Genomic DNA, 18,623 nt, shown 5'->3' with positions numbered 1-18,623 from the left:
TACACCGCGCACGCCGACGTCAATGCGGCCATCAACATCAAACACGCGGGCGGGCAGCCCGTGTCAGCCTGTGGAGACCTCGCCGCCAGGCGGTCCGTGAAGCAGGAACCTGAAAGCCGGGCGACCGGCCCAACCCCCTACATAGGGGAACCCCCCTCGTTCACGAGGGGGAGGACGTCAATGGGCGCTCCAGTCGTTCGCCGTCCACGGTGATGTCGACCGCCTCGTTGTAGAACGCGAGCAGCCCCCTGACCGCGTCCACCGCGGGCAGCGGATCGGCGTAGCTCCACAGTACGTCGGCCGGGACGTCGTCCCCGCCGCGCCAGGACCAGTACGCGGCGGTGCCCTTGTAGGGGCAGCCGGTGCTGTGGTCGGTGGGCTCGAACAGGTCCAGGCGGACGTCCTCGCGGGGAAGGTAGTAGCGGGTGGGCAGGCCCGTCTCGAAGACCAGGACCGGGCGGCGGGTGCCGGCGACCGGTGTGCCGCCGATCTCGACCTGGACGTGCCGGCTGCTGGGGAGGGCGTCGACCCGCTTGTGCGGGTCGCGGGGGTGGACGAAGATCTCCTCTTCCTCCTCGTACCAGTGGTCGAGTCCGGTGCCGGTGCGCCGGGCCCACTCGAAGGCGATGTGGTCCGCCAGGGCGTCCGAGGGGAAGGTCCAGGCGGCGTTCGCCCGCGACTCGCCGCCCGCCTCCAGGTCGTAGAAGACCATCGATCCGGTGTGGGTGCCGGTGGGCGGGTTCTGCGCCGGACGCAGCAGGTCCTCGCGGACCTCGCCGCGCGGAAAGGCGTACAACGGCACCGGTACGCCGGGTTCCCACACGAGGACGGGGTGGCGGCTGTCGACGACCGTGGCCCCGGCCGTACGGCCGCGCACCCAGCGGCCGCTGGGCTCCCAGAGGATGCCCTCGGGAGTGCGGTGCGGCGGCCCTGAGACGTTGTTCGTGGTCATGTCCGGTGCTCCTTCCGGCCCGCCGGCGGCCGCCCGATATCCGGTCGTGCCAGGGCGCGCCTGCTGGAATGATCCCGTTGCGTGGTCACTACCCTGTGACCCTAAGACAACCATTCGGCCGGTGCGTTGGACGCGCGCCGGCCGGGGTCGCCGATGCCGGGGACCGCTCCCCGGGCTGCGGTGATCTTCCTGTCCAGGAGGACCCCCCGCATGTACCGACGCATAGGCAACGCTGTCGTCCGACATCCCGTCTGGACGATCGTGGCCTGGCTGATCGCCGCGGTGGCGATCGTCGCCACCGCTCCCGGCCTGCCTTCGAACAGTGACGAGAGCAGTTTCCTGCCGAAGAGTTACGAGTCCATCAGAGCGGCGGACCTGCAGCAGAAGGCGTTCCCCAGCGCCTTCACGCCGTCCGCGATCGCGCTGTACCAGCGCACCGACGGCGGCCGGCTGACCGACGCCGACAAGCAGGATGTCGCCCGGATCACCACCGAGCTGGGCAAGAAGCACATCGACCAGGTGCAGAAGGTCGTCCCCGGCCTGCCGTCCAAGGACGGCAGGTACGACCTGACCCTGGTCCAGATGGACAGCAAGAAGGCCGGCCAGCCCGAACAGGCCGACGCGGCCAAGGTGTTGCGCGACGACGTCAAGCAACTCGCCAAGGGCACGCACCTGGGGGTCAAACTGGGCGGCTCCGCGGCCCAGGCACTCGACCAGCAGGACTCGTCCAAACGCGGACAGGCACTGATCGGCATCGGCACCTTCGTCATCATCCTCGTGACACTGCTGATCATCTTCCGGGCGCCGATCCTCGCCATCCTGCCGCTGATCCTGATCGGCCTGGTGTCCGCCGTCGCCAACGGGCTGATCGCCTACGCCACCAAGCTGTTCGACCTCCAGGCCAACAGCTCGATCTCGTCGATCCTGATCGTCGTGCTCTTCGGCGTGGGCACGGACTACTTCCTGTTCCTGATGTTCCGCTACCGCGAACGCCTGCGCGCCGGCGACGAACCCAAGCAGGCCATGGTCAACGCGGTCGACCGGGTCGGTGAGGCCATCGCCTCGGCCGCCGGGGCGGTCATCATCGCCTTCCTCGCGCTGGTGCTGTCCACGCTCGGCTTCCTCAAGCAGATGGGACCGGCGCTCGCCATCGCGGTCGCCGCCACGCTGGTCGCGGGCCTGACCCTGATCCCGGCCGTGGTCTCCCTCATCGGGCCGAAAGTCTTCTGGCCGTCAAAGTCCTGGCAGCGGGAACCGGAGAACGCCCGCTTCGCCGCCCTCGGCCGCGGGGTGCAGCGCCGCCCGGCGCTGACCGCCGGACTGTCCGGACTCGTCCTGGTCGTGCTGTCGCTGGGCATTCTCAACTTCAACGCCACCTTCGACCTGGCGTCCGGCTCCATGCCCAAGACCAAGGAGTCCATGGTCGCCCAGGACGAGATGCAGAAGGCGTACTCGGCGGGCGCGGCCGCTCCCACCGACGTCTACCTGTCCAGCACCGACGGCAAGCCGCTGGACCGGGGCGCGTTCGACTCCTACGCGCGCAAGCTCCGCGCCGTGGACGGTGTCGCGGACGCCCGGATGACCCAGGTCAACAAGGCGGGCACCACCGCGGACTTCACGGTCACGCTGAAGTACGAGGCGTCGACGGACAAGGCCATCGACGCCGTGGGCCGGGTACGCGACGTCGCCCACGCCGACGCCCCCAACGGCACCGAGGCCCTGGTCGGCGGCATGTCCTCGATCTACAAGGACATCGACGCCGCGGTCAACCACGACTACCGCACGGTCTTCCCCGTCGCCGCGATCCTCATCATGATCATTCTGGGGCTGCTGCTGCGCAGTGTGGTCGCGCCCTGGTACCTGATGGCCTCCGTGGGCCTGGGCTTCGGCGCCACCCTCGGTGCCACCGTGTGGATCTTCCAGAATGGCCAGGGGCATTCGGGCCTGATGTTCATGCTGCCGGTGATCATGTATCTCTTCGTGGTCGCCATCGGCACGGACTACAACATCCTCATGATCGCCCGGCTTCGCGAGGAGGCCCGCGAGGGCCGCGAGCCGCGCGAGGCCGCCGGTATGGCACTCCGGCACGCCGGGCCGACCGTCGCCGCGGCCGGCTTCATCCTGGCGGCCACCTTCGCCACGATGATGCTGGCGGGCAACGCACTGCTCACGGAGATGGGTTTCGCCGTCTCCTTCGGCATCGCGGTCGCCGCCTTCGTGATGTCGATGTTCTTCACGCCCAGTCTCACCGCGCTCATCGGGCACGCGGCCTGGTGGCCGGGGCACGGTGACCGGGCCCCCGGGACCGGGACCGGCTCCGCCGGCGCGGACCCGGCCCACGGGGGCGAGGGCCGCGACAGCGTCGCCCACGATCCCGCGGGCCGCGGCAACTAGGACTTGTCCGGCCGATCATGTGACTGCTTCTTGCCCGAGTCGTTCCTGTGGCATGGGGCGGGGTGATCTGACGGATGCCGAGTGGGAACGGCTGCGGCCGTTCCTGCCGGTCAGCAACGGGCGTTGTGGCAGGTGGCGGGACCACCGGCAGGTGATCGACGGGATCCTGCACCGGGTGCGGACCGGGGTGCAGTGGCGTGACCTGCCCAAACGGTTCGGGCCATGGAAGACCGTCTATGAACGCCACCGCCTGTGGTCGGCCGACGGAACCGGGGAACGTCTGCTCCAGCAGGTCCAGGCCGCAGCCGACTCCGCAGGCGAGATCGACTGGGACATCTCGGTCGACTCCACGATCATCCGCGCGCATCAGCATGCGGCCGGCGCCCGCACCGACCCGCCTCCTGCGCGGAGATCAAAAGGGGTCGAAGAGATGGAACACCAGGCCGAGACGCCGTGGCGGAGTCTCGTCGCCCGCCTGGTGGAGGTGGTGCTGGATGTGAGGGCTTGGGCCGCTCGCGCGGCGGGTTCACCAGCAAGCTCCACCTGAGCGCAGACGGCCGCTGCCGCCCACTGTCCCTGGTTGTCACTCCAGGTCAGCGGGCAGACTGCACCCAGTTCAAGCCGGTCCTGGAGAAGATCCGAGTGCCCAGACGTGGCCTGGGACGGCCACGCAAGAAGCCAGACAGCCTTGCAGCCGACAGGGCTTACAGCAACGGCCCCATCCGCGAGTACCTGCGACGGCGGGGAATCCGGCACACGATCCCGGAGAAGACCGACAGCCAGGCTGCCCGCCTGCGCAAGGGCGCGCGCGGTGGACGGCCGCCCGGCTTCGATGAGGATCGCTACAAGAAGCGCAACACCGTCGAGCGGGCGATCAACCGCCTGAAGCAGTCCCGGGCGGTCGCCACTCGCTACGACAAGCGCGGTTACGTCTTCCTCGGCACCGCTACCGCCGCGGCCGTCGCTATCTGGCTCCGAACCTGAGCTCCTACGCGACCCAGCAGTAGACGCTCTGATTCTGGCGCCGGGCGCTACTGACAAGAGCAGCCAGATCACCCACGATCCCGTCCGCGATCTCGGTGTCGATGACCTCGCCGTCCTCCGCACGCAGCTGAGCCCACGCGGCGGCGACGTCACGCAACCTGGAGTGCCCCGCGTCCGCAAGTGCAGTGGTCAGGCGAGGCGAGATCGCGAAGACGACGCACCCGTCGTTGTCTTGCCCAGCGACGATGCGAGGCTCACCGGCTTCGACGAGTTCCTCGAAGCTGCCGCCAGCCAGGAGGCATTCCCACTCGACCACGGCTTCTTCGGGATCGAAGTTGCCGAAGGAGAGCGACTCGAATGCCCGTCCCGGCCCAGTCTTGAGAGCCAGGCCCGCTGACGTGTCGTCCGGCGCCGCGAAGAACTTCACGATGATGCTCACCTGGGCATCATGCCCGACTATCCAAAGCCATGATCGGCCGGACAAGTCCTAGCGGCAGCGCGACGAGCGGCCCCGCCGGGCGGCGTTCCGGCGGGGCCGCTCCCGTTCGTCCGGGGCCTGAGGGCTTCCGGGGGGCAGGGGCAGGGGCAGGGGGAGGGGCAGCAGGGACGGGGCTGGGCCTTCTGTGGTGGAAGTGGTCCTGCGGAGGGGGCCTGGGCGCCCGGTCAGCGGGCTTGTGGCGCTGGTAGTGGCGGGCCACGCACATCCGGTTTCCGCACCGGGCCGACGGCACCAGCGGCGGCGCGGATGGGTGGCCACGAAGAGCATCACGCAGTCGTCGGCCTCGCACTCTCGGATCCGGGTGATGGCGGGATCGGCCAGCAGATCGGCGGCGGCTTCGGCGAGACAGGCGGCCAGCCGCGCGCCCGGTGTGCCGTCGCGCCGCTGGGTGGCGGCCACCGCCGACCCGGTCAACACCAACTCGCTGATCGCGGGCGCGGCGCGCTGCGCCCGGTTCAGCGCCGTCAGGTCGGCGGCGGGTGGCTCGGCTCAGATCCTGACCTGGGCGAGCGCGCGGGCGCCGTGTCCCGCACGGTCAGGTCGGCCTGGTCGAACGCCTCCCCGGCGTCGGCCACAGGACGACATCATGGACTGGATGCGCGGGCTCACCGGGCACGCCGCGCGTGTCTTTGCCTCAGCGCATGGCCAGACGCCCTGACACGCTTTCAGAGGAAGACACGCGCCACCTCCAGCCACTTCTGAGCGTCCTCGCCGGTCGCCGTCATGTCGGTCTCGGACCAGGGGCGACGCCGGGTGACACACAGGCAGAAATCGATGGCGCCGCCCTGTACCCGCTGCGCGGCAGCCTCGGGGCCCCACACCCAGGTCCGTCCGTCAGGTCCTGTCAGCTCGACGCGGAAGGGGTCCGCCGGCTCTGGCAGTCCGACGGCGGCGAAGGACAGCCCCCGTCCCAGCACCCCGAGCGAGGCCACGTGCTGCAATCGATCCGTCGGGCGGTGCGCCACGCCCACCGCATCGAAGACGTCCTGCCCGTGTGCCCAGGTTTCCATCAGACGAAGTGGCGCCATCAGGGCCGGGGTCACCTTCGACATGTACCAGGGGAATGCGTGGTCCCATGGCGTGTCGCGCAGTGCCGCCGCCAGTTCCGCTCGACCGGCCCGCCACTCGTCCAGGAGCACCGACCGCGGTTTGGCCGCTCCCACGGCGGCGGCCCTGTCTGCGTACCCGCTGCCTTCGGCTTCCGCCCGCCTGAGCTCGGCGTCGAACGCGTCCGGAGTACGTAAGGCGCTGAGTGCGTTCGCGTCCGCCCACGCGAGGTGGGCTATCTGGTGGGCAACCGTCCAGCCCGGTGCCGGTGTCGGTATGGACCAGTCGTCCACTGCCCTGACCAGGACGTCGAGCTCGTCGCCCTCAGCCACCAGCGCGGGCAGGACACCGGCGTCACCTACATTGGGGACGGCGAGGTTGTAGTTCAACATGTGCGCCATGGTCCCACTCCTTCCTGACCATTACCGGCGTGATCGCCTGGTCAGGCGCTGCACTCGCACCACGAGGTTGCGACGACGGCTGGTGTCGCCTCGGCATGTTCCGCTCCCTGCCTGACGTGCCGTCGGGCAGGGATCGGATTCGGCGGAGTCGGCTCGGAGTTGCCGGGGTCGGCGCCGAGGGCGAGCACCCGCTGGGTGCCGTCGAGGCCGTAGTGGTCGCCGAGCAGGGTGTAGGACTCGGGTGCGTAGCGGGGCCGGTAAGCGGCGTAGTACGGCGCGGCGACTGCTGGTTGCCCCAGCCCGCCTGTCCGCTCCGGGCGCCTGCTCGGCGTCGGCCCCGGGGCCGACGCCGTGGCGGATACGGCCGCCGCGACCGGCCGTTCCTCGACGCCGTCGCCGACCGGGCCGCGCGGCGGACGCCGGGCACTCCGGACGACGAGCACGCCGACTTCGGCCCGCTCGCCGGCGCCGCCCAACTCGCCACCGTCCTGGACTCACTGGAGCGGCTCCCGGACCATGCCGAGGTGGTCGCCGGAGGCCTGGCACTGCCCGGCCCCGGCTTCTTCCACCAGGCCACGGTGGTGGCCGGTGTCCGGCAGGAGGACGAAGTCGTCCGCGGCGAGGTGTTCGGTCCGGTCGTCACGATCCAGCCGTTCACGCGGGAAGCCGGGGCGTTTGGGATGGCGAACACCGTTCCGCAGGATATGGCCGCAAGCGTATGGACCCGCGACCATGACCGGGCCATGCACGCGAGCCGAGCGTTGCATACCGGCATCGTCTGGATGACCACCCACGGCACGACCGTCTCGGAGATGCCCCGCGGCGGAGTGCGTCACTCCGGCTACGGCAGCGATCTGTCCCTCACCGGGCTGCTCGACTACACGCAGGTCAAGCACGTCACGCTGTGAGGGGACGGCGGGCGCGCCGCACCGCCCCGGTTTCCTGTAGGGGGCATCAGTATTACCGGCGGACTGTGGCCGGATCAGGCATCTGACGGGTGTTCGGAGGTGGCGATACTCGGGAGGCCGGGCAATCCGCCCGAACTTACCCTCCGGAGGCCGTAGATGCCGCAGTCCAGTGTTCACACCGCCGCCGTGCTCGAAGCCTGGCTGTCGGGCGCCGAGAGCGCCCAGGGCCAGATCAACCCTGCCGGCCCGCTGTACGTCGGCGGCGCCGCCACGGAGGCCGCGCTCACCGACCCCAGCGACTCCCTGTACGGCTTCTGTTCCAGCCCGAGCGGGTCGCACGGCAGTTGGTGCTGCTGATCGTGTGACTGGGGGGAGCCGCGCGCGAGGCGGCGCGGCTCCCCGTCCTGTCAGGGGGGGCCAGCAGGGCGTGGACGTGGTGTGGAGAGGGAGGCGGCGAACGGTGAGCGGACCGGTGGCACAGCGGCAGGAGGCGGGCGAGACCGAGTGGTTCGCCCGGCCCGTACGAAACATCGCCCGCCCGTGGCGGGACGAGCTGGCCCGGCGGCTGGCTGCCGTGGACGACCTGGACCGCGCGGAACGCGCCACGGTGCTGGAGGCCGGTCACACCGCGCTGCTTCGGTCCCTGCACGCCAAACTGTCCCGCGTGTTCCTGGTCGAACTGCACGCGCTGCGCATGACGGCCGGGGGCGGACCCGTACCCGAGGACGCGGCGGCGGGCACCGACACACGGACCTGGACCGAGTTCATTGAGCAGGCCGGCGAGGACGGCTACCTCGACCGGCTGGCGGGCCGGTACCCGACCGTCGCAGCCCGCGTCGCCTCGGTGGCCCGCCTGTCGGTGGCGGCGACGACCGGTTTCGCGCAACGGCTGGCCGAGGACCGGGTGTTGCTCCGCCGGCTGCTGGGGGCGCAGGCGGGCGAGTTGCGCGCCGTCACGTTCGGGGCGGGTGACAGCCACCGGGGCGGCCTGACGGTCAGCCGGGCCGACTTCGCCGGCGGGACCGTGATGTACAAGCCGCGTCCGCCGGAGACCGACGTGGCGCTCGGCGGGCTGCTGGACGAGATCTACGCGGACTTCCCCGGCGCCCCGGAGCCCCGGGAACGCATCCGGGTGCCGCGCATGCTGGGGCGCGGCGGTTACGGCTGGGCCGAGTTCGTCGGCCACCGCTACTGTGCCGACGACACCGAACTCGCCGCGTTCTACCGCAACATCGGTCACTGGCTGGCCGTCCTGCGCTTCACCGGCGGCACCGACATGCACGCCGAGAACATGATCGCCGCGGGCCCGGTGCCCGTGATCGTGGACGCCGAGACGCTCTTCGACGCCCCCGCTCCCTTCCCGCCCAGCGGCCGGGGCGACGCGGTGGACGTGGCGGCCGCCGCGATCCGCCGCACGGTGCTGCGCACCGGGCTGCTACCCGTCCGCGGCACCGGCTTCGCGCTCGGCGGGGTGGACATCTCCGGCGTCGGGGCGCTGCCCGGACAGCAGCCGCTGATCCCGAACCCGGTGATCGCGGACGGCGGCACCGCGGCGGCCCGCTTCCAGGTGGACCTGGTGGTCATGCCCGGCGCGGGCAACCACCCCAATCCCACCCCCGTGCTGAGCACGTACTGGGACCGGGTCCTGGCGGGCTTCAAGGAGATGACCGCGCACCTGCGCCGGCCCGGGACCGACCCCTACCGGCTGTTGCGCCGCTTCGAGGGCGCCCGGGCGCGCCGGATCCTGCGGCCGACGCAGGCGTACGTCGACATCGGCCGGATGCTGTGGCACCCGGCGTCGCTGCACGACGAACCGGCGGCCGTGGAACGGGCCCGGGACATCCTGCGGCGCAACGCCGAGGTGTTGCCCGGCGCGCCGACGGACCGGGAGACGATCGACGGCGAGATCGCGGAACTCCTGGCCGGCGACGTCCCCATGTTCACCTTCACCGTCGACACGGCGGCCGTACGGGCCACGGTCGAGGACTGGCGTACGGCGGACCTCGAGCTGGAGGAGTCGGTGATCCAGGACGCGCTGGTGGGTGCCTACCTCAACGAGCGCTCGCTGCCCGCGCGGGTGCAGGAGGCCGCGCACGATCCGCACGCACGCGACGCGGAGCGGCGGCGCCGGGAGCTGGCCGCGCGGATGGTGCGGCGGTTGTGCGACGGTGCGGTGCGCGGCGAGGACGGCACGGTCACCTGGATCAGTCCGGTCTTCACGCCCGCGGGATGGTCCATCAGGGTGCTGCCCGCCGACCTGTACACCGGGCAGGGCGGGGTGGCCCTGACCCTCGCCGAGTACCTGACCGAGGCGCGGGCCGGCCGGGCCGACGAGGTGCCGGGCGTCGCCGAGACGTTCGAGGGCGCGCTGCGGGTGCTGGCCGGTACCGAGGAGCGGACGCCGACCCCCTCGGCTGGGGCGTTCAGCGGCGCCGCGTCCCAGGTGTGGACCTGGCTGGCGCTGCACCGGGTGCTGGGCGAGGACCGACTGCTGGAGCGGGCGGCCGGCCGGGCCGAGCTGCTGGAGGGCCCGCTCGTCGACGACGACATCGAGGTGGACCTGCTGAACGGGGCGGCCGGCGGCATCGTCCCGCTGCTCGACCTGGCCGGGGCGACAGGGCAGGACCGCTGGCTGGCCGCCGCCGCACACATCGGGCGCAGGCTGACCGGGCTGGCCAACGTGGACGCGAGCGGCGCGCGCTGGACGACCCGGCTCAACCCCGAGGGCATCGGGGGCTTCGCCCACGGCGCGACCGGCATCGGCTGGGCGCTGGCCCGGCTCTCCCTGAGCGAGGCGGGGTCAGCGGCCGAGCGGCGCGACTGGAGCCGGCTCGCCGAGCGGGCCTTCGCCTACCAGGAGTCCCTGTGGCGGCCCGGAGCCGGCAACTGGCAGGACGTCCGGGTCGGCGCAGAGGAGGACTTCTTCACGAGCTGGTGCCACGGCAGCGCCGGGATCGGGACCGGCATGCTCGACCTCCACCGGCGCACCGGCGATCCGGCCCACCTGGACATGGCCCGGCGGGCCGCGGCCGCCTGCGCCGCCGAGGGCTTCGGCTGGAGCCACACACTGTGCCACGGGGACCTGGGGCTGTGGCAGTTCCTCACCGCCATGGAGTTCGGCGAGCGCGCCGAGCTGGACGGCGAGATCCTCACCAGTCTGGAACAGCGCGGCCCGGTCGGCGGGCTGGCCCGGGAAGCCTTCTCCCCGAGCCTCATGTCAGGGCTCGCGGGCGTCGTGCACACGTTGCTGTGCATGCACCCGGTGGCTTCCCTGCCCGATCCCCTGCTCCTCGACTGACCGGCCGGGGGCCCGCGGATCAGCCGTCGTCTGGCATGACCCGGAGGATCTTGCCCTTCGGGGTGGCCGCGATGTGCCCGCTCTGGCAGTAGGCGTTGCTGAGGGGACGGACATGCCGGTGGGGGCACCGAAGGTGTCGTCCGGGAAGTTGACCTCCCGATGACGGGAGTCGACGCCCTGGACCTTCAGTTTGCGCTTCGCCTCGGCCGGCAGCCCCGGCACCTTGTCCCAGTCGGCAGACCTCTGCGGGACCCTCCGTTCAGCCGGCAGCGGGTAGACGGCCAAAGGACACAGCAGCGAAGCCAGCAGGCCGCACCATCTACCGGGACGCGTGCCGCACCGCCTGGACGACCGGACGTCAGATCGAACCCGGCCCACCCGGACCGTTCCACCAGCCGCCCCACCCGCGGAAGGTTGGTCAGTTGACGGCTCATTGCGCCAAGCGTTCGCGACCAAGCGATCGGAGAGGACCGGCTCCTGGGCCCGCCCCCGTTACAGCCTGGCCTGGCATGCGTGGATTGCCAATCTGAGAGGTGCAGGCCACGCGATCCAATCCACCATGTTGCGGATATCGTCCTGGCATGACACAGGGGTTCGATCTTGCCGCGTCGCTCGCCAGAGGCGTCGAAGACCGCACTGGTGCATGGACCTTCGTCCGGGGCTTCGCCGCCCACTGGGCCGGCGCCGCCCTGGGACGCGATGACGGATGGACGGAAGCCGATCTCGATGCCGCCGAGGAGAGGCTGGGTCTCCGGCTGCCGACGGCGTTGCGCGAGGCGTATGTGCTGTTCGGACGCCGACGGGATCTCACCAGTAACCACGATGTGCTGCTCCGCCCTGCGGAGCTGTATGTCGATGATGCCAAGGAGGCCCTGGTCTTCCGTCACGAGAACCAGGGAGCCGCCTCCTGGGGCGTCCTCCTCGACAGCCTCCAGGATGACGATCCTGCGGTGCTCATCCGGCTTGACCTTGCCGACAAGAGCGCCGGGCGGTGGGAGGGCTGGCTGGAGCGTCTGTCCCTTTGCTTCGTGGAGATCATCTTGTCGGAGTCCGTGCAGGCCGATGGAGAAGTCTGCGACTTCCTCGACCCGGATGACGACAGCCTTGAACTGCTCGAGGCGAACTCCGTCCGACTGCCCTTCCCGGCATATCCCATCGGTGAGGAGACCCGGTGGTTCCTGGGCCAGGACGTCCTGTTGCGCGATGACGACGGCGCGGCCATCCTGGCCCGCGGCCGGACTGTAGAAGACCTCGACCGCCTTCGTGACCTGATGCCGGGTGACTGGCTCAACGACTGCCGCTGACCCTGGCCACCCCGCATGATCCGCAGCACCCCTCTGCTCGACCTGGTGAACACCGTGGACCCCAAGCTCGTCGCAGTGGAGACGCACAGAACCTGATCCCTGGTCAGAGGAGGTATGGGTAGAGACCGACCTTCTCGCGCTCGATGAAGAGCTCGACCCACTGATTGGCGACGCCTTCGGGCAGCGGATCGACAAGGTCCAGCAGGATATTCGTGCCGTCGAAGTCCAGCAGGGTGGCACCGTCGTCCGTGACGCTCAGACGTCCCCGCAGGACGACGCAGTGCCCGCCGGTGCGGAGCCCGGCGCCGATACCAACAGCGGGTTTGGCGTTCCACCCCCAGACGATGTCCTCGTCGATCGTCCACTCGACGTGGTACTCGCCGGGCTTCGCAGCAGGATCCCCGCACCAGCGGACCGCGGTGTGACCGAACGAGGTCCGGACATCCGCAAGCCAAGGACCTCCGTGAAACTTCGCGACCTTCCCCAGTTCGATCAGCACCGCTCGATCATGCGGCATCCGCATTGCTGCCGGAACCCGTGAGGTGCCGGCGCTGCCTGACACGGGTTCGTCGGAACATGTGCGCTTGGCGCGGCCCCGGGCGACGCCCGGGGCCGCCATGGTGCGCGCCGCGGACAGCTGGGTGTACGCGACGGTCAGTCAGGCGGCGGGCGCGGTGTGGACGCGCTGTCCGTCGATGTAGGTGAGGTGGACACGGGTCTCGGCGATGGCCTCGGGCGGAACGCTGAAGGGGTCCCGGTCGAGTACGACGAGGTCGGCCCGGTTGCCGGAGTGCAGACTTCCGGCGTCGTCGAGGTGGTTCACATAGGCACTGCCCGCCGTGTAGGCGGTGAGTGCGGCGGTGAGATCCAGGGCCTGCTCGGGCAGGAAGGGCTTGCCGGCTGCGCCGGGCAGGGTGCGGTTGACGGCTACGTGGATGCCGGCCAGGGGATCGGGACTGGAGACGGGCCAGTCGCTGCCGGCGGCGAGGGTGGTCCCGGCGCGCAGGAGGTCACCGAATGGATACTGCCAGGCTGAGCGTTCTGGGCCGAGGAAGGGGATCGTGAGCTCGTCCATCTGGGGCTCGTGAGCGGCCCAGAGGGCCTGGATGTTGGCGGTGGCTCCCAACTGCCGGAAGCGGTGAATGTCTTCGGGGTGGACGACCTGGAGGTGGGCGAGATGCGGGCGGGTGTCACGGTAGCCGTTTGCGGCGCGAGCCGCGGCGACGGCGTCGAGGGCTTCGCGCACCGCGCGGTCGCCCAGGGCGTGGAAGTGGACCTGGAAGTCGGCGGCGTCCAGGGCGGTGACGTACTGCTTGAGGGCTTCGGGGTCGACAAAGCTCAGACCGCTGTTACTGGTGGCGCATCCGCAGCCGTCGAGGTAGGGGGCGGTCATGGCCGCGGTGTGGTTCTCCGCGACCCCGTCCTGCATGATCTTGACCGTGGAGCAGCGGAGATTGCCGTGGGTGAGGCGTTGCCGGTTGTGCAGCAGGTCGGGGATCTGTTCTTCGCCCACGGACCTGCGCCACCACAGCGCGCCGGTCACCGAGGCGGTCAGGGTGCGGTCACGGGCCGCGGTGAGATAGGCGTCGGAGGGGTCGGGGTAGCCGTCCGCCCCGCACAGCAGGGCGTCCTGCCAGGCGGTGATGCCGAGGCCGTGCAGGAGTTCCTGGGCGCGCAGCAGTCCGGCCAGACGGTCGGCCGCGGTCTTGGGCGGCAGGTGGGCGCCGGCCAGGGCCACCGCGCCTTCCTGGAGCATGCCCACGGGGGCGCCGGCCGGGTCGCGTTCGATGCGGCCGTCCTGCGGGTCGGGGGTGGCGGCGGTGATGCCTGCGATGTCCAGGGCCCGGGTGTTGACCCAGGCGCCGTGGTGGTCCCGGTTGAGAAGGTAGACGGGCCGGTCGGGCACCAGGGTGTCGAGGAATTGCCGGGTTGGTATGCCGCCCTCGAAGCTTTCCATGGACCAGCCGCCGCCGGTGATCCACTCCCTGTCCGGGTGGGCGTCGGCGTAGGTGCGGATGCGGCGGGCGTACTCGTCGGGGTCGGTGGTCCCGGTCAGGTCGCACTCGCCGAGTTCGATGCCGCCCATGACGGCGTGGATGTGGGCGTCCTGGAAGCCGGGCAGCAGCAGACGGCCGTGCAGGTCGACGACCTCGGTGCAGGTTCCGATGAGGTCCTTGACCTCGTCGTGGCCGACGGCGGTGATACGGCCGTCGGTGACGGCCAGGGTGGTGGCCCGGGTGCGAGCCGGGTCCGTGGTCAGGATCGGGCCGTTGGTGAAGACAAGGTCCGCGGCGGGCTGGGACATGAGGTGGGAAGATCCAATCGTCGGGGTGTGCGTCGGAGTCGGAATGGCGCCGGGGTCAGGACAGGGAGTCGGCTTCGGTGGCCGGGACGGTGACGTTCGGAGTCGTCCGGGTGAAGGCGGGGGCACGGCGGTACCACTTGGCGACCGCGGACACCACGAGGCCGGCCACGAGGATCACGGTGGGGCACAACAGGTTGAACCAGCCGTTGTCGACGCTGACGGCGAAGGTGTCGCTCAGGGTCGCGTAGTACAGCGCGAGGTAGGCGCCGAGGGCGAACAGAAGGACGGCGCACACGGACGGCACGAGGACGGCCAGGACGGCTTCCCCCGGGCTGGTGCGGATGAGCCCGCGGAAGCGCAGGGCGCAGGCGATGGCCGTGAGCCCGTAGTACAGCGCGACGAGGATGCCGATGGCGTTGACCGCGGCCAGGATCGCCTCGTTGAGCTTGGGAATCAGCACGGTCAGGACGGCGACGGCGGCGGAGATGACCGCGACGATGACGGTGCCGGCGGTGGGCCCGCCGCGCCGGGCGCTGATGCGTGCCCAGACGGGTCCGAGGGTGCGTTCGCGGCTCATGGCCAGGGTCAGCCGGGCGGTGGGGATGATGCCGGCCTGCAGGGAGGCGACGGCCGAGAACATGAGGGCGATCAGCGGGAGGGTGGCCCAGGGCTCGTCGGCGAGCCGGGAGGCGTAGTAGGTCAGGCCCTGGGGGCCGGTGTCGCTCATCTCGGAGGCGGTCATGACCCGCTGGAAGGCGACGGCTCCCAGGAGGAACAGACCGAGCATGGTGAACAGGGCGATGTAGCTGCCCCGGGCCGCGTCACCGGTCTGCTCCGTCTCCTCGGTGACCGAGAACGCGGCATCCCAGCCCCAGTAGAAGAAGACCGCCAGGACCAGGCCCTGGGCCAGGGCAGCGGGCGAGTCGAAGGCGAACGGACTGAACCAGGACAGGGAGAAGGACTGGTCGCCCGCGATCAGACCCCAGCAACTGAAGACCAGCAGCACGGCGTACTCGAAGACGAGCAGGTAGGTCTGCAGACGGGTGGCCTTGTGCACGCCGGTCACGGCGGTCACGGTGACCGCGGCCAGGACGAGCAGGCCGATCAGGGTGCACTGGAGAGTGGAGTTGGCGTCCAGGTGCCAGCCCAGAAGACTGTTGACGCCGGCCTTGTGGGCGCACTGCACCAGGACGGAGCCGGTCACGGACGTGGTGTAGGCGAGGAAGACGACGCCGCCGGCGAGCGGGACCCAGCCGGCGATCATCCCGAGCCACGGGCCCATGCTGCGCCCGACCCATACGTATCCGGCGCCGCAGTTCGGCTCCGCCTTGTTCAGGCGGGCGTACGCGCTGGCGATGCCGAGCATCGGCAGGAAGCCGAGCAGCAGGATCAGCGGAGTCTGCCGTCCGGTGATCGAGGCGAGCACGCCCAGGCCGATACCGATGCTGGTGGTCGCGGCGGTACTTGACGCGGCCAGTACGACGCCGTCGACGACGCTTAGCGATTTCTTCAGCTGTGGGGACGAAGTGGTGTGTTCCATGGGCAACCGGTCCAGGGTGGCGGGACGCACGCGCGGCGTCCGTGAGCGGGGGAGGAAGGGGTACCGGTGCGGCGGCTGGGCCGCGGTGGTGCGCGGACCGCCGCCGCGTTGCGACGTTGGAGTGGTGGATACGTCGGACCCGCCCAGGCGGCTGTGCCGCCGGACTGCCGGTCAGGTCGGCCCGGACCGACCCGACCCGCGCAGTGACCGTCGGTACGAGCCGCACGGACGTGTCGCGCTGGTGGAGCCACATCAAACAGCTCTGGACTTTTAAGGTCAATCGCGTTGTCATAAGAGCGGTCTGCCGCACGTTCCCTCATGGATCGGAGTCCGGGTGAGCACCTTCGATGACGCGGATGACGCCGTCCCTGCCAACCGGCTCGCGGCCGGGCGGCGGCGCCGCACGACGCGGACGGGCACGGTGCTCAGCCAGGAGCTGATCGTGCAGACAGCGATCCGGCTGCTGAGCCAGCACGGCCACGACGCGCTGGGCGTGCGACGCCTCGGCATCGCGCTGGGGGCCGACCCGTCGGCGCTGTACCGCTACTTCCGCAGCACCGACGACCTCGTCCTCGCGGTCGCGGACGAACTGATCGGGATGAGCCTCGAAAACGTGCGGCCCACCGGCGACTGGCGTGATGACCTGCGCCGTATCGGGATGAACCTGCATCGCACGTACACCGCTCACCCGCACGTCGCGGTGCTCGCGGCCTCCCGGGTAACCCGCCGCCCCAATGAGATGAGAGGAGTGGAGCTCGGGCTGGGCATCCTGCGTGGCGCCGGCTTCGGACTGGAGGACGCGGCCCTCTACTACCACCGGTTCATCGACTTCACGCTGGGCTTCGCAGCCATCGACGCGGCCGCCAACGCCCTGCCGTCGGAAGCCGGTGCGGCCGACCGCGCGGCCTGGCGCGAGGTGTACGCCTCCCTGCCCCCCGACCAGTACCCCCGCATCGCCGAATCCGCCCACACCCTGGCACGGACGATGAGCGCCAGCGCCTACCCCGGCGCTCTGGAGATCTTCCTCGACGGACTGGAGGCCGCACTCGACCGGAGCGCCCAGTGACCACGAAATCCGGTCCTCGATCGATGTGGTCGGGAGTTACGGGGGTGTTGTACTGCCCGGTGGCCCCTCGGCGCCCACATGTCTCGGCGACGTGTCCGGTTGCCGGGGTGTCGGTCTGCGGGCGGTGTTCGGCCCAGACGGTATGGACGCGCCGCAGTGCGGGATGTCGGCGCCACGTCCACCCGACCTTGGTCCCGAGCGGATCACTTATGTCGTTCGGACGGCATGGAAGCGGCCGTGCCGTCGGCATCATGGGACGGGGCAGGATCGATCAGCACGCCCGCATTCAGGATCCCGGCCGGGTCGAGCGCCTGCTTCGCGGCGCGCAGAGCCAGAGCGAAGGGTTCCGGGCGCTGGCGGTCGTAGCCGGGCCGGTGGTCGCGGCCGACCGCATGATGGTGGGTGACGGTCGCACCGTGGTCGTGAAGGACGCTCATGGTCGCGGACTTGATCTCGTCCCACATTGCCACTTCCGAGCCGCGTCTGCCCGGTGCGATCACGGTGAAGTAGGGCGCGGGGCCGTCCGGATAGACGTGAGTGAAGCGGCAGTTGACCGTGCCGGCCGTGCCCGTCACCTCCTTCAGGATCTCGGCGAGCCCACTGCGCGTCGATGCGTACAACTCCGGTGCGCGGTCCCAGGTGCAGGCTGTTTCGAAGGTCTCGCTGATCACGCTCATACGGGCGAGTCCATCGCGGAGATAGGGCATTCTCAGAAATGCCGAGCGCCAGGTGTTCGCGGCGGTGTCCGCGCCGCCGGGTTCCCTCGCGGTGGGTGTGCCGCCGTGGTCACGTGCGAGGGTGAGGAGGGCGGCCAGACGTTCCTCGACGCGGAAGTGCGCCGATTCCTCCCCCAGGACGAGGACACTTTCACCCTCTTGTGTGATGCCGGCGAGGGCGGCTTCCCCCGGATCGAGGAGTCGGCAGTTCGCCGGATGCAGGCCCGACTGCGCGATGGCGCGCACCGCGTCCATGGCGGCGTGGATGTCGTCGAAGAGAACCGTGGCCGAGGTCTTGTGACGGGTACGTTCTTGGAGTCGCATCCAGGCCTCGGTGATCACGCCGAGCGTGCCTTCGGACCCCAGGAACAGCCGGTCGGGGGAAGGGCCCGCGCCCGATCCCGGCACCCGGAGCGACTGGTTGACGCCGACCGGGGTCACCACGCGCAACGACTCCACGAGGTCGTCTATGTGGGTGTGGAGCGTGGCGTAGTGGCCGCCCGCCCGTGTCGCGAGCCATCCGCCGAGAGTGGAGTACTCGAAGCTCTGGGGGAAGTGTCGCAGGGTCAGTCCGTGCGGTCGCAGCTGCGCCTCCAGAGCGGGGCCCAGGACACCGGCCTGGATCCGTGCAGCGCGGCTGGTCCTGTCGACCTCCAGCACCCGGTTCATCGCCGAGAGGTCCAGGGACACCACGCCGCGATGCCGGTCGGCGCGGTACTCGACTCCGCCGACGACCGAAGTGCCGCCGCCGAATGGCACCACGGCCACCTCGGCGCTTGCCGCCCAGTCGAGGATGTCGATGACGTCCTGCTCGGTCCGGGGGTGGGCCACTTGGTCCGGTGCCGCCGAGAGGTCCCCACCCAGTGCGCGGACCACGTCGCGGTACGCCTTGCCGTATGTGTGCGAGGCGCGGTCCCAGGGCGCGGCCGACATCAACGGGGCGAGCTCCGTGGGCGGTTCCACGCGCACTTTCGGCAGGTCGAGGGTGGAGACGTCGGGAACGGGGAGCGGAGTGTTCGCCGCGCCGGGGAGCAAGCGCCCGAGCGCGGTGCACTCGGCGTCTGACAGTGCCTTGTTCTCGGCGCCCCAGCCCCACCAGGAGCGGCGGGGGGCAGCGCCGGTCGACGACGCCTTCCTGGTTGTGCTGTCGGCCACGATAATTGACCTTCCAGTAATTTACCCCTTGGTAATTTACTGCAACGTATAGTT

General features: G+C 70.4%; 15 protein-coding genes. 7 read left to right on the top strand and 8 right to left on the bottom strand.

From position 1 onward, the window contains the following. Positions 1-160 precede the first annotated feature (160 nt). The gene (locus tag ACFVVO_RS36015; protein ID WP_390060798.1) at positions 161-952 is read right to left on the bottom strand and encodes a DUF427 domain-containing protein; all 792 of its coding nucleotides are present in this window, start codon (positions 950-952) and stop codon (positions 161-163) included. Positions 953-1,162: 210 nt separating this feature from the next. On the opposite strand from ACFVVO_RS36015, the gene ACFVVO_RS36010 reads away from it, so the two are divergent. Both ACFVVO_RS36010 and ACFVVO_RS36005 read left to right on the top strand, forming a co-directional pair. Continuing rightward, positions 1,163-3,346 (top strand): MMPL family transporter, encoded by a 2,184-nt coding sequence (locus tag ACFVVO_RS36010; RefSeq protein WP_390060797.1) that lies wholly within the window; start codon positions 1,163-1,165, stop codon positions 3,344-3,346. A gap of 52 nt (positions 3,347-3,398) precedes the next feature. Next, positions 3,399-4,330 (top strand): IS5 family transposase gene (locus ACFVVO_RS36005; protein WP_390060796.1). Its coding sequence is split into 2 segments (ribosomal slippage): positions 3,399-3,783 and positions 3,783-4,330, totalling 933 coding nucleotides; the frame shifts between segments, so codons are not numbered across the junction. Positions 4,331-4,334: 4 nt separating this feature from the next. On the opposite strand, the gene ACFVVO_RS36000 is transcribed toward ACFVVO_RS36005, so the two are convergent. From ACFVVO_RS36000 to ACFVVO_RS35990, 3 genes are all read right to left on the bottom strand, one after another. Beyond that, positions 4,335-4,769, bottom strand: a complete 435-nt coding sequence (locus ACFVVO_RS36000; RefSeq protein ID WP_390060794.1) for a hypothetical protein — start codon at positions 4,767-4,769, stop codon at positions 4,335-4,337. Between the two features lie 48 nt (positions 4,770-4,817). Then, positions 4,818-5,096, bottom strand: coding sequence for a hypothetical protein (locus ACFVVO_RS35995; RefSeq protein WP_390060802.1), 279 nt, complete (start codon positions 5,094-5,096; stop codon positions 4,818-4,820). A 398-nt stretch (positions 5,097-5,494) separates the two neighbouring features. After that, positions 5,495-6,277, bottom strand: coding sequence for a TIGR03084 family metal-binding protein (locus ACFVVO_RS35990; RefSeq protein ID WP_390060792.1), 783 nt, complete (start codon positions 6,275-6,277; stop codon positions 5,495-5,497). Positions 6,278-6,372: 95 nt separating this feature from the next. Between ACFVVO_RS35990 and ACFVVO_RS35985 the strand changes: the two genes are divergently transcribed. The 4 genes from ACFVVO_RS35985 (at position 6,373) to ACFVVO_RS35970 (ending at position 11,787) form a co-directional block, all read left to right on the top strand. Continuing rightward, positions 6,373-7,185, top strand: coding sequence for an aldehyde dehydrogenase family protein (locus ACFVVO_RS35985; RefSeq protein ID WP_390060790.1), 813 nt, complete (start codon positions 6,373-6,375; stop codon positions 7,183-7,185). Between the two features lie 156 nt (positions 7,186-7,341). Further along, a complete protein-coding gene (locus ACFVVO_RS35980; RefSeq protein WP_385015158.1) occupies positions 7,342-7,542 on the top strand; it encodes a DUF6229 family protein in 201 nt (66 codons plus the stop codon). 103 nt (positions 7,543-7,645) lie between these two features. Next, entirely contained in the window at positions 7,646-10,483 is a 2,838-nt protein-coding gene (locus tag ACFVVO_RS35975; protein ID WP_390060788.1) for a type 2 lanthipeptide synthetase LanM family protein, read from the top strand. A gap of 581 nt (positions 10,484-11,064) precedes the next feature. Further along, on the top strand, positions 11,065-11,787 hold the full coding sequence (locus ACFVVO_RS35970; RefSeq protein ID WP_390060786.1) for an SMI1/KNR4 family protein: 723 nt from the start codon (positions 11,065-11,067) through the stop codon (positions 11,785-11,787). Positions 11,788-11,890: 103 nt separating this feature from the next. Here ACFVVO_RS35970 and ACFVVO_RS35965 read toward each other — a convergent pair whose 3' ends face one another. From ACFVVO_RS35965 to ACFVVO_RS35955, 3 genes are all read right to left on the bottom strand, one after another. Next, entirely contained in the window at positions 11,891-12,286 is a 396-nt protein-coding gene (locus ACFVVO_RS35965) for a hypothetical protein (protein ID WP_390060785.1), read from the bottom strand. Between the two features lie 159 nt (positions 12,287-12,445). Then, complete coding sequence (locus tag ACFVVO_RS35960; RefSeq protein WP_390060784.1) at positions 12,446-14,092, bottom strand: amidohydrolase; 1,647 nt, start codon at positions 14,090-14,092, stop codon at positions 12,446-12,448. Positions 14,093-14,147: 55 nt separating this feature from the next. Continuing rightward, complete coding sequence (locus ACFVVO_RS35955; protein WP_390060782.1) at positions 14,148-15,632, bottom strand: APC family permease; 1,485 nt, start codon at positions 15,630-15,632, stop codon at positions 14,148-14,150. A gap of 334 nt (positions 15,633-15,966) precedes the next feature. Between ACFVVO_RS35955 and ACFVVO_RS35950 the strand changes: the two genes are divergently transcribed. After that, positions 15,967-16,698, top strand: a complete 732-nt coding sequence (locus ACFVVO_RS35950; RefSeq protein ID WP_390060780.1) for a TetR/AcrR family transcriptional regulator — start codon at positions 15,967-15,969, stop codon at positions 16,696-16,698. A 203-nt stretch (positions 16,699-16,901) separates the two neighbouring features. Here ACFVVO_RS35950 and ACFVVO_RS35945 read toward each other — a convergent pair whose 3' ends face one another. Next, the gene (locus ACFVVO_RS35945) at positions 16,902-18,569 is read right to left on the bottom strand and encodes an FAD-binding oxidoreductase (protein WP_390060779.1); all 1,668 of its coding nucleotides are present in this window, start codon (positions 18,567-18,569) and stop codon (positions 16,902-16,904) included. Between the last annotated feature and the right edge of the window lie 54 nt (positions 18,570-18,623).

It is taken from the genome of Streptomyces sp. NPDC058145, assembly GCF_042884245.1.
Lineage (GTDB): Bacteria > Actinomycetota > Actinomycetes > Streptomycetales > Streptomycetaceae > Streptomyces.
The sequence above is the reverse complement of the archived record's forward strand: the minus strand, read 5'-3'. Positions and strand labels throughout refer to the sequence as shown.

Excerpts from the sequence above, each read along its gene's own strand:
- ACFVVO_RS36015 (WP_390060798.1), bottom strand. The coding sequence starts at position 952 with ATGACCACGAACAACGTCTCAGGGCCGCCGCACCGCACTCCCGAGGGC.
- ACFVVO_RS36010 (WP_390060797.1), top strand. The coding sequence starts at position 1,163 with ATGTACCGACGCATAGGCAACGCTGTCGTCCGACATCCCGTCTGGACG.
- ACFVVO_RS35995 (WP_390060802.1), bottom strand. The coding sequence starts at position 5,096 with ATGCTCTTCGTGGCCACCCATCCGCGCCGCCGCTGGTGCCGTCGGCCC.
- ACFVVO_RS35990 (WP_390060792.1), bottom strand. The coding sequence starts at position 6,277 with ATGGCGCACATGTTGAACTACAACCTCGCCGTCCCCAATGTAGGTGAC.
- ACFVVO_RS35985 (WP_390060790.1), top strand. The coding sequence starts at position 6,373 with ATGTTCCGCTCCCTGCCTGACGTGCCGTCGGGCAGGGATCGGATTCGG.
- ACFVVO_RS35980 (WP_385015158.1), top strand. The coding sequence starts at position 7,342 with ATGCCGCAGTCCAGTGTTCACACCGCCGCCGTGCTCGAAGCCTGGCTG.
- ACFVVO_RS35970 (WP_390060786.1), top strand. The coding sequence starts at position 11,065 with ATGACACAGGGGTTCGATCTTGCCGCGTCGCTCGCCAGAGGCGTCGAA.
- ACFVVO_RS35960 (WP_390060784.1), bottom strand. The coding sequence starts at position 14,092 with ATGTCCCAGCCCGCCGCGGACCTTGTCTTCACCAACGGCCCGATCCTG.
- ACFVVO_RS35955 (WP_390060782.1), bottom strand. The coding sequence starts at position 15,632 with ATGGAACACACCACTTCGTCCCCACAGCTGAAGAAATCGCTAAGCGTC.